This window comes from Pseudomonas sp. PSE1(2024) (assembly GCF_050990555.1).
In the GTDB taxonomy this organism is placed as follows: Bacteria; Pseudomonadota; Gammaproteobacteria; order Pseudomonadales; family Pseudomonadaceae; genus Aquipseudomonas; species Aquipseudomonas aphyarum.
Window position 1 is genome coordinate 5,132,508 of record NZ_CP158967.1, and the last position, 12,635, is coordinate 5,145,142.

Sequence of the window (12,635 nt, forward strand, 5' to 3'; positions counted from 1 at the left end):
TTCAATCGATTCAACTCTGCGGCCTCATCCCTTGAGAAAGTCCGAACATGAACAGTAAAAGATCATGATCGGGTTGTGTGGCCACGGCGGCTTTCGCCACCCGTGGCATCGGGCAATGCGGGTCGCTCGCCGAGGCGCCGATCACCTGCATGCGTGGCTGTTCCCAGGCCGCCACCGCCAATGATGCAACTGCCAAGGCTCCTACCAGAAACAAACCTCGAGCAATTTCTAGTTTCATCGCTATAAACCTTTGATAGCGCTGCCAAACGCCGTCTCATAAAAGTAGACGAGTTTTTTCCAGTCTGTCGCGCTGAACGACGAGTGGCGGCGCAATTGCTTCATGTCATGGGCGGCCGCGCGATGAGCGGTCAGACGCTGACGGCATTTTTCCAGATCGATCAGGGCGACTTCGACCTTGGCCGATTCACCTTCGCCCGTCACCCGCACAAACACGTGCTTGATGTAGATGCAGCTGTGCTGCCAACGGCCCTTGTGCATGCGCGCCAGGTTTTCGGCGAGGTCCTTGAGCACGCGCTCATAGACAGCTTCGCCATACTGCTCGCGGCCGCCGCCGGCTTCCCAATGCTCAAGCTCCTGAAAGCCATCGAGCGATTTGGTCACCAGCAGTGCACGCCACTTGAATTCTGGATCTGGCTGGGCACCGCAGAACACAATTTCGGGCACCCGTACACCCAGACGTGAAACCCCGGTCAATGCATCCAGCTCGCGCAATACGGTCGGACGTCCGAACGGATGCCGCCAGCTGCGATAGATATGTCCGGTCTGGCGTTTGGCATACAGCAGCTGGCCATCGCGCCCCTTGACTCGTTGCACACCACTTTCGCCACCACGGCGCACATTGGGTTCCTCGACCCATTCGCCACGCTGGTTCCAGTAGTAGTCGAAGCGATCCTCGGGAGCGACTTCCGCTTCTGCTGCAAATTGCACTGCCATCCTCTTACCTCTTGCGTAATACGTAAACTCGCCACATGGCATAGAGCGGAATAAAGTCCAGTTGTTCCTGGATCCGGAATCCTGCCTCTTCGAATTCCTTTTCAACTGTTGCGGCCGGTAACACAAACCGGTTCTGGTAACCCTCCTGGCCACGCTTTTGCTCGGCGCGTTTGCGTTTCCAGGCCTTGAAATTGCCGTCCACCCACAGCGAAATGATCACGCTGTCCCGGGTGACACGCTCGAACTCACGCAGAATCGCCCGGCGGTGCTCGGCTTCGCCGATGTGATGCAGCAGTCGCATGCAGAAAATGCTGTCGACGGCGTTATCAGGCAAGGCAATGTCGAACGCAGACGTGTGCAAGGGTTGTACCCGTTTCACCACATCTGCCGGTTGCGCCTGCATGGCGGTCTTGATCATCGACTCGGAGTTGTCCGCTCCGATGATCACCCGATTGGGCTTTTCCGCCAGCAATGGCCAGAAACGTCCTGCGCCGCATGGCAGGTCGAGCACCAGTCCCGGCTCACCAACGAGGGTCAACGCCTTGCGGGCCAACTGCTGATCCCGCCAGTTGGACAAACGACGCCCCAGACCGTCCTGGTGTTTACGCAGGTATTTCTGCGCATGGTTGTCGTCGTACTTTTCGGAAAAATCGAGTTTGATCGGGCCGGCCATCACCAGGACTCCTGAATTACTGATGACACCACCTTAAGCAGCGGTGTGTCAGCGTCAGGTCATCCCTTTGTGAAAAAAACGTCATGTAAATCGGCAAACTATTTCAAGGTTATACAGGAATTAGACAGGTTGGCGGGAGTACCCTCAACAACCGGCTGATCTTCAGCGCTTGCCCAGATCGACCTCGAAACGGCAACCATTGGGCTCCATCGTGCTCAGCGTGACGCTCCAGCCTTCGTTCTCACAAATGCGCTGAACCAGCGACAAGCCCAATCCAAGTCCCTCGCCACGCTTTTCGTTGCCGCGCACAAACGGCTGGAACATGGCTTCGCGTTTTTCCTCAGGAATGCCCACGCCCGAATCCTCAACCACAAAACCGTTCTCATTGAGCGTCAGGCGAATAAACCCCTGCTCCGTGTAGTGCAAGGCGTTACGCAGCAGATTGCCCATCACGGCATTGAGCAGCGTCGCGTTATAACGAGTGTCGGGCGGGTTGCCAGATTCGAAAGTCAGCTGCAAGCCCTTGGATTCGATGGGCTCGCGCCACAGGCAGAGCAGGTTGTCGGCCACCTGCGCGAGGGTGTGCCGAGGGGCGGCGCCAGCGTCTTCGCGCTGAGCACGGGCGAGCATCAGGAAGGTCTGCACCAGCTCGCGCATTTCCTCACTGGCTCGCGCAATGCGCTGAACCTGGGCCTTGCCGCGCTGATCGATACCCGGATTTTCCAGCAACAGTTCACAAGAGCTGGCCAATACCATCAGCGGCGTGCGCAATTCGTGGCTGACGTCGCTGGTGAACAGCCGCTCCCGCGTCAGCGCCTGACGCAGGCGCCCAAGCGTAGCGTCGAACGCCACCGCCAGTTCGCCCACCTCGTCTGCCGCGTAGTCCGGCGCCAGCGGAGGCGCCAGCCCGAGCAACTGGTCGCGATGGCGTACCTGGCGCGCCAGCCGCACCACCGGAGCCATCACCTTGCGCGCCAGAACCCAGCCGAGGAACACCGCCAGCGCCAGACTGAGCACAAAGCCCACCAGCACCACGGCGAACAGCACGCGCTCGCGCTCTTCGAAATCGCTTTGATCCTGCAGCAGCACATAACGACGACCGTCGACCACCTCGACCATCGCGTGGTACGACAGCTGCTCGCGAAAGACTTCATGGAAACCCGAATCCAGGTGCCGCAGGTCCTTGGGCAGCTCGAAGTCGCCCGGCCCGCCACTGAAGTAGAACAGCTGATCCGGCTCCGGCCGGTGGCTCCAGTCCGAGACGTTGTCCATCAGCAGCAGGCGTTGCAGATCCCCGCCCAGCCCGGCGGAAATCAGTTTTTCCTCGACCAGGTGCACGGTCGCGACGATGCCCATCGCAAACGCCCCGGCCACCAGCGCACTCATCAGCGCAAAGGCGATGATGATCCGCTGGGCAAGGCTTTGCTTAAACTCCATCGCGGCCCTCGGCCAGGCGGTAACCCACGCCGTGCACGGTGTGCAGCAATGGCTTTGCGAATGGTTTGTCGATCACCTGACGCAATTGGTGGACATGGCTGCGCAGGCTGTCGCTGTCCGGGCAGTCATCGCCCCACAGCGCTTCTTCGAGAATTTCCCGACGCAGGACATGCGGGCTTTTTTGCATCAGCACCGCCAGCAGTTTGAGGCCGACCGGGTTGAGCTTGAGCAATTTGCCTTCGCGGGTCACTTCGAGGGTATCGAGGTCGTAGCTCAGATCGCCGACCTGCAGGGCACGGCGACCGCCGCCCTGGGTGCGGCGCATCACGGCTTCAACCCGGGCTGCCAGTTCCGACAGTGCGAACGGTTTGACCAGATAATCGTCGGCCCCGGACTTGAAGCCCTGCAGGCGGTCGTCGAGCTGGTCGCGGGCGGTGAGCATGATCACCGGCGTGTCGCGACGGGCGTCTTCGCGCAGGCGCTTGCACAGAGTGTAGCCGTCGATGCCCGGCAGCATGATGTCGAGCACGATCAGGTCGTAATGCTCGGTGGCGGCCAGATGCAGGCCCGACAGACCGTCCTGGGCGCAATCGACGGTATAGCCTTTGAGCCCCAGGTAATCGGCCAGATTGGCCAGGATATCGCGGTTGTCTTCGACCAACAGAATTCGCATGGGCACCTCCTACGTACACAGTAACGGCCGTCTTGGCCCGCGCAGCTTACGGCCAAGTGTGGCTCACGGCTAGGCGCCGGGTAGGTTGATTTGACTTAATTGCACGGATCGCCGGACTTGACGAGTTTTTCACGAGCGGCCGACAAATCGCCGACAGAACCAGGCGCAGACTCACGCGGTTGTGCTTCTTTGAAGACCTTATCGATGAAGGAATTGCCATGGTTTCGATCTCTGCCCGCCCCGCTTCAAGGCCTTTGAATGTATGGCTTTGCCTGGGCATTCCCGCCGTCGCGGCGGTCATTCTGGTGTTGCTGGAGCTGACCGACCTGGACATGGATCTGGCGCAGCTGTTTTACGATCCGGTCGCGGGCGACTTCATCGGCCGGCACAGTTACTTTCTCGAAGACATCCTCCACGACCGCGCCAAACAAGTGGTGATCGCCTTTTCGGTGTTTGCCATCCTCGGGTTCATCGGTGCGTTTTTCATTGATCGGCTCAAACCGTTCAAGCGTGAGCTGGGTTGTCTGGTGTTGTCGCTGGGTCTGGCCACCTCGTTTGTCACGCCGGTGAAAGCGGTGACAGCGGTGCAATGCCCATGGAGTCTCGAACAGTTCGGCGGCCACGAAACCTACAGCAAACTGCTGGATCATCGCCCGCCGACCGACAAGCCCGGTCGTTGCTGGCCGGGTGGTCATGCGGCCACCGGTTTTACCTTGTTTGCGCTGTTCTTCGTGCTGCGTGACCGTCGCCCACGGCTGGCCCGTCAGGCGTTCATCTTCGCCTTCGCGCTGGGTTCGGTATTCTCGATCAGCCGGATGATGCAGGGCGCGCACTTCTTCTCCCACAACGTGTGGACGGCGATCTTCTGCTGGCTGATCTGTCTGGGCTCGTATTACTGGATTCTGTATCGCCCGGCAGTCAAGGCTGAAACAAACACGCAGGCCCATCCGGTCAACGTCTGAAACTCTGAAACGCGGGCAATAAAAAACCCCGTCTGCTCTCGCAGACGGGGTTTTTCGTTACAGGGGTAAGGCTGGCTTACATCATGCCGCCCATGCCACCCATGCCGCCCATGTCTGGCATACCGCCGCCAGCTGCACCTTCTTTCTTCGGTGCGTCAGCAACAGCAGCTTCGGTGGTCAGGATCAGACCGCCGATGGAGGCTGCAGCTTGCAGAGCCGAACGGGTGACCTTGGTTGGGTCCAGGATGCCCATTTCGATCATGTCGCCGTATTCGCCGGTAGCAGCGTTGTAGCCGAAGCTGCCTTCGCCGTTCTTGACCTTGTCGACAACCACGCTTGGCTCGTCGCCGGAGTTGGCAACGATCTGGCGCAGCGGCGCTTCAACAGCGCGACGCAGTACAGCGATACCGACGTTCTGGTCAGCGTTGTCGCCTTTCAGTTCGGTCAGGGCTTCCAGAGCGCGGATCAGCGCAACGCCACCGCCAGGTACCACGCCTTCTTCAACGGCTGCGCGGGTTGCGTGCAGGGCGTCTTCAACGCGGGCTTTCTTCTCTTTCATTTCAACTTCGGAACCGGCGCCAACCTTGATCACTGCAACGCCGCCGGACAGCTTGGCCAGACGCTCTTGCAGTTTTTCACGGTCGTAGTCCGAGGAAGTCTCGGCAACCTGGGCACGGATCTGAGCGATACGGGCTTCGATGTCGCCTTGAACGCCAGCACCGTCAACGATGATGGTGTTTTCCTTGGACAGGGTCACGCGCTTGGCGCTACCCAGATGTTCCAGGGTGGTGCTTTCCAGGCTCAGGCCGATCTCTTCGGAGATAACGGTACCGCCGGTCAGAACGGCGATGTCCTGCAGCATGGCCTTGCGACGGTCGCCGAAGCCTGGAGCCTTGACGGCTGCGACTTTAACGATGCCACGCATGTTGTTCACGACCAGAGTCGCCAGGGCTTCGCCTTCAACGTCTTCGGCAACGATCAGCAGTGGACGGCCGGCTTTGGCAACGGCTTCCAGTACTGGCAGCATTTCGCGGATGTTCGAGATCTTTTTGTCGACCAGCAGGATCAGCGCGCCTTCCAGCTCGGCAACCATGGTGTCCGGCTTGTTGACGAAGTACGGGGACAGGTAGCCACGGTCGAACTGCATGCCTTCTACAACCGACAGTTCGTTTTCCAGGCCCGAGCCTTCTTCAACGGTGATCACGCCTTCTTTACCGACTTTTTCCATGGCTTCGGCAATGATGTCGCCGATGGAGTTGTCGGAGTTGGCGGAGATGGTGCCCACCTGAGCGATAGCCTTGGTGTCAGCGCATGGCTTGGACAGGGCTTTCAGTTCTTTGACGATCGCGATGGTCGCTTTGTCGATACCGCGCTTCAGGTCCATCGGGTTCATGCCGGCAGCGACGGCTTTCAGGCCTTCGTTGACGATCGACTGAGCCAGAACGGTAGCGGTGGTAGTACCGTCACCAGCGTCATCGTTGGCACGGGAGGCAACGTCTTTGACCAGCTGCGCGCCCATGTTTTCGAAACGGTCTTCGAGTTCGATTTCTTTGGCGACGGAAACGCCGTCCTTGGTGATGGTCGGAGCGCCGAAGCTCTTCTCGAGGATCACGTTACGGCCTTTCGGGCCCAGGGTCGCTTTTACCGCGTCAGCCAGGACGTTTACGCCAACCAGCATTTTCTTGCGGGCGGAATCGCCGAATTTAACTTCTTTAGCAGCCATGATCGATATTCCTTAAATACTTTGTAGTAGCGGGAAAATGAGCGGGTAATCAGCCTTCGATAACAGCGAGGATTTCGTTCTCGCTCATTACCAGCAGGTCTTCGCCGTCGACTTTCACAGTGTTGCTGCCGGAGTAAGGACCGAACACAACCTTGTCGCCTTCCTTCACGGACAGTGCGCGCACTTCGCCGTTTTCCAGAACTTTGCCCGGGCCTACAGCGAGAATCACACCGTGGTTGGCTTTTTCAGCAGCCGAACCTGGCAGGACGATACCGCCAGCGGTTTTCTTTTCTTCTTCGCTGCGACGGATAACGACGCGGTCATGCAGAGGACGAAGCTTCATTGTCGATCTCTCCTAATTGTGGTTTTCATCGGCCGGTGTAGTCCCGGCGGGTTTAACGAATCCGGCCTGCGCCGGTTGCGGCTCGTCGAGCGAACCGCGGAAGTCTGTCCGACTCAAAATGTCGGAAACCTTTCGGTGACCGATACATAAGGGCGCATAAGCTTATTACAAGGGCGGGGGCTAAAAAATTTTCACGCACATTGCATGAATTCGCCCCACAAACGAACACGGCACCCGAAGGTGCCGTGTCGATGCAGAAGTTACTTGGTATCGCGGTGTTCGAATTCGCCTTCGATCACATCACCTTCGCGACCCAGCGGCTGGCGCGGTGCAGGACCGCCGCGAGGTTGCAGGTCATCGGCGAACGCTCGCTGGCGCATGGCCTGTTCTTCGGCGCGCTGACGCATCTTGTTGGCGACCAGTCGACGACTGAACGGCAACAGCAGCACCAGACCGACCACATCGCTGATGAAGCCCGGCAGGATCAACAGGCCACCGGCCAGGGCCAGCATCAGGCCTTCGAGCATGGTTTGCGCAGGCAGTTCGCCGCGGTTCAGGCTTTCACGGGCACGCAGTGCGGTGGCCAGCCCGGCGACGCGCAGCACGAACACGCCGAACATCGAGCCGAGAATGATCAGCAGCAGGGCCGGGAAAAATCCGATCGAGCCTGCCACTTTGACGAATACGAACAGCTCCAACACCGGGAACAGCAGAAAGAGCAACAAAAAAGGGCGCATCAAAGTTTCCTCAACGCAAGAAATGCCTTGCAGTAAGCCTTAGATGACGTCGCCCTTTCGTGAATTCAAGCGTCGGCCACCGCATTTTTTGGCCAGACCTCGGCGTGAGCCAGAGAAACCAAGGCCTCGCGCACTTGTATCGGCGTATGACAAGGCGCTTGAAACGGCAGCCAGTACAGTGCCTGGCCGATGCGCAAGTGCATGCCTTCGGTGTCGATCCCGGCCAGTTGCGCCGGCACGGTTTTCGGCAGACCGGCGAGGTCGACGTAATGCGCGATGGCCTTGGCGTGGTCGCTGTTCATGTGCTCGACCATGCTGATTTCGGCCTTGCCGGCGAACGGGTTGGCCAGGGTCAGGTGATCGACCCAGTGGATCGCGCCAAAACCGCCGATGTAACGATGGCGCACGGGTTTGAGCACCCAGAAATCGAAATCGTGAGCCTTGTGGTAATTCTGCGAATCGGGGAAATAGCGGTAGTAGCGCTCGGCGGCGGCTTCGATGGCGGCAGCGTCTTCGAGTTTTTCCGCCTCGGCCAGATAGGTCAGACGACCAACGGCTTGCACATCGTCGGCCTCGCGCTCACCCACCAGCAGCGAGCATTTCGGATCTTTCTGCAGGTTATGAGTGTGCTGGGCGATGCGGCTGATCAGGATCAGCGGCCGGCCCTGCTCGTCCAGGCAGTAGGGAACCACGGAGCCGAACGGAAAACCGGGCATCGATTTGGAGTGGGTCGACAGCACGCCACGGTATTCCTTGAGAAGCAATTCTCGGGCATTCTTAGCCGCTTCAACGCTCAATTTATGACTCCTTAAATAGAATCCGTCGAAAAAACGGACGGGCGCATGGGATTTGTCCCACACGCCATCGGGCAGTTCTCATGTGCAACAGGCCCCTGGCCGGTGCAGATCGAGAGGCTACCTATAAGGACCACTCTGACCTGCTCTCGGGGGCATGCGAATGCAACTCAACGACAAAGTAATCATTATCACTGGCGGTTGCCAAGGCTTGGGCCGCTCGATGGCCGAGTATTTCGCAGGCAAGGGCGCGAAGCTGGCGCTGGTCGATCTGAACCAGGAAAAACTCGATGACGCCGTCGCTGCCTGCAAGGCCAAGGGTGTCGAGGCACGCAGCTATCTGTGCAACGTCGCCAATGAAGAGCAGGTGACGCACATGGTTGCCCAGGTCGCCGAAGATTTCGGCGCGATCCACGGCCTGATCAACAACGCCGGGATCCTGCGCGACGGCCTGCTGCTCAAGGTCAAGGACGGCGAGATGACCAAAATGAGCCTGGCCCAATGGCAGGCGGTGATCGACGTCAACCTGACCGGCGTATTCCTCTGCACCCGTGAAGTGGCGGCAAAAATGGTCGAGCTGAAGAACAGCGGCGCGATCATCAACATCTCGTCGATCTCCCGCGCGGGCAACGTCGGCCAGACCAACTACTCCGCCGCCAAAGCCGGCGTCGCTGCGGCGACCGTGACCTGGGCCAAGGAACTGGCGCGCTACGGCATTCGCGTGGCGGGCATCGCACCGGGCTTCATCGAAACCGAGATGACCCTGGGCATGAAGCCCGAAGCGCTGGAAAAAATGACCTCGGGCATTCCGCTCAAGCGCATGGGCAAGCCGGAAGAGATCGCCCATTCGGCGGCCTACATCTTCGAGAACGACTACTACACCGGCCGGATTCTGGAGATGGATGGCGGGTTGCGCATCTGACCTCTGTCGCGCAATGAAAAACGCCCCGGTGCACAGGCACCGGGGCGTTTTTGTTTAAACCACAGGCATCAATCGTCGCTGATGGTGATATTCGGCATCGCCGGCGAGGCCGCTTCCTGCAACACGATCCGCGCGCCGACGTGACGGGCCAGTTCCTGATAGACCATGGCGATCTGGCTGTCCGGCTCGGAAATCACCGTCGGCTTGCCGCCGTCGGCCTGCTCGCGGATCAGCATCGACAGCGGCAACGAGGCCAGCAACTCGACGCCGAACTGGGTCGCCAGCTTCTCGCCACCGCCCTCACCGAACAGATGCTCGGCGTGTCCGCAGTTCGAGCAGATGTGCACGGCCATGTTTTCCACCACGCCCAGCACCGGAATGTTGACCTTGCGGAACATCTCCACGCCTTTGCGCGCGTCGAGCAGCGCCAGATCCTGCGGTGTCGTGACAATCACAGCACCGGCCACCGGGACTTTCTGCGCCAGGGTCAGCTGGATGTCGCCGGTGCCTGGCGGCATGTCGATCACCAGATAATCCAGGTCGCCCCAAGCGGTTTGCGTCACCAGTTGCAGCAGCGCGCCGGACACCATCGGCCCGCGCCAGACCATCGGCGTGTTGTCGTCGGTCAGGAACGCCATCGACATTACTTCCACGCCGTGGGCCTGCAGCGGCACGAACCATTTCTGATCTTTGACCTGCGGACGGGTGCCCTCGGGAATGCCAAACATGATGCCTTGGCTCGGGCCATAGATATCGGCATCGAGAATCCCGACCTTCGCGCCTTCGCGAGCCAATGCCAGCGCCAGGTTGGCGGCGGTGGTGGATTTGCCCACACCGCCCTTGCCTGAGGCCACCGCGACCACGTTCTTGACGTTGGCCAGCCCCGGAATCTGCGCCTGGGCCTTGTGCGCGGCGATCACGCTATTGACCTCGACCTTGGCAGTCACCACGCCGTCGAGGTTTTCGATGGCCAGTTGCAGCAATTGCGCCCAGCCGCTCTTGAACAGACCGGCGGCATAGCCGATTTCCAGCTGCACGCTGACGTGATCGCCGGTGATTTCGATGTTGCGCACGCAACCGGCGCTGACCGGATCCTGGTTCAGGTAAGGGTCGGTGTATTGGCTGAGGACGGCTTCCACCGCTGCGCGAGTGACGGCACTCATGGGCAACTCCGATAACAAGACTGGGAAAAGATGGCGGGTATCCTACCCCTTCTGTCCTCCGGACGGCATGTCCGGCAACGATTTGCAGAGGTGAAATATCTTTCCCGGCGCTTTATAGTGGCCGACCTCCGTTTCATCAAGTAGCGAAGCCCCACATGTCCGAACCACGCAAGATTCTCGTCACCAGCGCCCTGCCCTACGCCAACGGTTCGATCCACCTTGGCCATATGCTGGAATACATCCAGACCGATATGTGGGTGCGCTTCCAGAAGCATCGTGGCAATCAGTGCATTTACGTCTGCGCCGACGACGCCCATGGTTCGGCGATCATGCTGCGCGCGGAAAAGGAAGGCATCACCCCGGAACAACTGATCGCCAACGTCCAGGCTGAACACAGCGCCGACTTTGCCGAGTTCCTGGTGGACTTCGACAACTTCCACTCCACTCACGCCGAAGAAAACCGTGAACTGTCGAGCCAGATCTACCTGAAGCTGCGTGACGCCGGGCACATCGCCCAACGTTCGATCACCCAGTATTTCGACCCGGAAAAGAAAATGTTCCTGGCCGACCGCTTCATCAAGGGCACCTGCCCGAAGTGCGGCACTGAAGACCAGTACGGCGACAACTGCGAAAAATGCGGTGCGACCTACGCACCGACCGACCTGAAGGATCCGAAGTCGGCAATCTCCGGCGCCACCCCGGTGCTCAAGGATTCCCAGCATTTCTTCTTCAAGCTGCCGGACTTCCAGGAAATGCTGCAGGCCTGGACCCGCAGCGGCACCCTGCAGGATGCCGTGGCCAACAAGATCGCCGAATGGCTGGACGCCGGCCTGCAACAGTGGGACATCTCCCGCGATGCGCCGTACTTCGGCTTCGAGATCCCGGGCGAGCCAGGCAAATATTTCTACGTGTGGCTGGACGCGCCGATCGGCTACATGGCCAGCTTCAAGAACCTCTGCAACCGCACGCCGGAGCTGGACTTCGACGCGTTCTGGGGCAAGGACTCCACCGCCGAGCTGTACCACTTTATCGGTAAGGACATCGTCAACTTCCACGCCCTGTTCTGGCCGGCGATGCTCGAAGGCGCGGGTTTCCGCAAGCCGACCGGGATCAACGTGCACGGCTACCTGACCGTCAACGGTCAGAAGATGTCCAAGTCCCGCGGCACCTTCATCAAGGCCCGTACCTACCTGGATCACCTGTCGCCGGAATACCTGCGCTACTACTACGCGGCCAAACTGGGCCGTGGCGTGGACGACCTCGACCTGAACCTCGAAGACTTCGTGCAGAAGGTCAACTCCGACCTGGTCGGCAAAGTGGTCAACATCGCCAGCCGTTGCGCCGGTTTCATCCAGAAGGGCAACGCCGGTCTGCTGGTGGACACCAACGCCGCGCCGGAACTGACTGAAGCGTTCCTGGCCGCTGCGCCGAGCATCGCCGACGCCTATGAAGCCCGCGACTTTGCCCGTGCCATGCGCGAAACCATGGCTTTGGCCGACCGCGCCAACGCCTGGATCGCCGACAAGGCGCCATGGTCGCTGAACAAGCAGGAAGGCAAGCAGGATGAAGTCCAGGCTGTCTGCGCCACGGCGATCAACCTGTTCCGCCAGCTGGTGATCTTCCTCAAGCCGGTGCTGCCGCTGCTGGCCGCCGATGCCGAGGCGTTCCTCAACGTCGCCCCGCTGACCTGGAACGACCACACCACCCTGCTGGCCAACCACCAGCTGAACGAATTCAAGCCGTTGATGACCCGCATCGACCCGGTAAAAGTGCAAGCCATGACCGAAGCCTCGAAAGAAGACCTGACCGCCAGCCAGACCGACACCGGCGCCGCCGCGCCTGCCGGCAATGGCGAACTGGCCAAGGATCCGCTGTCGCCGGAAATCGACTTCGACACCTTCGCCGCCGTCGACCTGCGCGTCGCGCTGATCGTCAAGGCCGAACACGTTGAAGGCGCGGACAAGCTGCTGCGTCTGACCTTGGATATCGGTGACGAGCAACGCAACGTGTTCTCGGGGATCAAGAGCGCTTATCCGGATCCGTCCAAGCTCGACGGTCGCCTGACCATGATGATCGCCAACCTCAAGCCACGGAAAATGAAGTTCGGCATCTCCGAAGGCATGGTGATGGCGGCCGGCCCTGGCGGTGAAGAAATCTACCTGCTGAGCCCGGACAGCGGCGCCAAGCCGGGTCAGCGCATCAAGTAAGGTTCTGCCCTGACAGATCCCACAGGCGTGCTCCGTGCGCCTGTGGG

Annotated in this window: 13 protein-coding genes; 3 read left to right on the top strand and 10 right to left on the bottom strand. The window is 60.0% G+C overall.

Features of this window, described 5'->3' with window-relative positions; translation table 11 throughout:
- Positions 1–10: 10 nt before the first annotated feature.
- The 5 genes from ABTV87_RS23265 to colR all read right to left on the bottom strand — a co-directional run bounded on the left by ABTV87_RS23265 (position 11) and on the right by colR (position 3,737).
- Complete coding sequence (locus tag ABTV87_RS23265; protein WP_011335717.1) at positions 11–238, bottom strand: hypothetical protein; 228 nt, start codon at positions 236–238, stop codon at positions 11–13.
- A 2-nt stretch (positions 239–240) separates the two neighbouring features.
- Positions 241–954: a lipopolysaccharide kinase InaA family protein gene (locus ABTV87_RS23270; RefSeq protein ID WP_085606726.1), complete on the bottom strand. Its 714-nt coding sequence runs from the start codon at positions 952–954 to the stop codon at positions 241–243.
- Positions 955–958: 4 nt separating this feature from the next.
- Positions 959–1,627, bottom strand: coding sequence for a class I SAM-dependent methyltransferase (locus tag ABTV87_RS23275; RefSeq protein WP_007953228.1), 669 nt, complete (start codon positions 1,625–1,627; stop codon positions 959–961).
- 162 nt (positions 1,628–1,789) lie between these two features.
- On the bottom strand, positions 1,790–3,064 hold the full coding sequence (locus tag ABTV87_RS23280) for a sensor histidine kinase (RefSeq protein ID WP_433898434.1): 1,275 nt from the start codon (positions 3,062–3,064) through the stop codon (positions 1,790–1,792).
- Positions 3,054–3,737 carry a two-component system response regulator ColR gene (gene colR / locus ABTV87_RS23285; RefSeq protein WP_007953224.1) on the bottom strand — a complete coding sequence of 228 codons (684 nt, stop codon included), beginning with the start codon at positions 3,735–3,737 and terminating at the stop codon, positions 3,054–3,056. The genes ABTV87_RS23280 and colR overlap by 11 nt, the downstream gene beginning before the upstream one ends.
- A 218-nt stretch (positions 3,738–3,955) precedes the next feature.
- Between colR and ABTV87_RS23290 the strand changes: the two genes are divergently transcribed.
- On the top strand, positions 3,956–4,699 hold the full coding sequence (locus tag ABTV87_RS23290) for a phosphatase PAP2 family protein (protein ID WP_221533553.1): 744 nt from the start codon (positions 3,956–3,958) through the stop codon (positions 4,697–4,699).
- Positions 4,700–4,775: 76 nt separating this feature from the next.
- Here ABTV87_RS23290 and groL read toward each other — a convergent pair whose 3' ends face one another.
- The 4 genes from groL to ABTV87_RS23310 form a co-directional block, all read right to left on the bottom strand.
- Positions 4,776–6,422, bottom strand: coding sequence for a chaperonin GroEL (groL, locus tag ABTV87_RS23295; protein WP_007953220.1), 1,647 nt, complete (start codon positions 6,420–6,422; stop codon positions 4,776–4,778).
- Positions 6,423–6,471: 49 nt separating this feature from the next.
- Positions 6,472–6,765 carry a co-chaperone GroES gene (locus tag ABTV87_RS23300; RefSeq protein ID WP_085606734.1) on the bottom strand — a complete coding sequence of 98 codons (294 nt, stop codon included), beginning with the start codon at positions 6,763–6,765 and terminating at the stop codon, positions 6,472–6,474.
- Positions 6,766–7,025: 260 nt separating this feature from the next.
- On the bottom strand, positions 7,026–7,502 hold the full coding sequence (locus tag ABTV87_RS23305) for an FxsA family protein (RefSeq protein WP_007953217.1): 477 nt from the start codon (positions 7,500–7,502) through the stop codon (positions 7,026–7,028).
- A gap of 65 nt (positions 7,503–7,567) precedes the next feature.
- Positions 7,568–8,299 carry a HugZ family protein gene (locus ABTV87_RS23310; RefSeq protein WP_221533552.1) on the bottom strand — a complete coding sequence of 244 codons (732 nt, stop codon included), beginning with the start codon at positions 8,297–8,299 and terminating at the stop codon, positions 7,568–7,570.
- 160 nt (positions 8,300–8,459) lie between these two features.
- On the opposite strand from ABTV87_RS23310, the gene ABTV87_RS23315 reads away from it, so the two are divergent.
- Positions 8,460–9,218 carry an SDR family oxidoreductase gene (locus tag ABTV87_RS23315; RefSeq protein ID WP_011335726.1) on the top strand — a complete coding sequence of 253 codons (759 nt, stop codon included), beginning with the start codon at positions 8,460–8,462 and terminating at the stop codon, positions 9,216–9,218.
- A 68-nt stretch (positions 9,219–9,286) separates the two neighbouring features.
- Here the strand turns inward: ABTV87_RS23315 and apbC are convergent, their stop codons facing one another.
- Positions 9,287–10,381: an iron-sulfur cluster carrier protein ApbC gene (gene apbC / locus ABTV87_RS23320; RefSeq protein ID WP_433898435.1), complete on the bottom strand. Its 1,095-nt coding sequence runs from the start codon at positions 10,379–10,381 to the stop codon at positions 9,287–9,289.
- A 155-nt stretch (positions 10,382–10,536) separates the two neighbouring features.
- Here apbC and metG point away from each other — a divergent pair, with 155 nt between their 5' ends.
- Positions 10,537–12,588 carry a methionine--tRNA ligase gene (metG, locus tag ABTV87_RS23325; RefSeq protein ID WP_433898436.1) on the top strand — a complete coding sequence of 684 codons (2,052 nt, stop codon included), beginning with the start codon at positions 10,537–10,539 and terminating at the stop codon, positions 12,586–12,588.
- Positions 12,589–12,635: the final 47 nt, after the last annotated feature.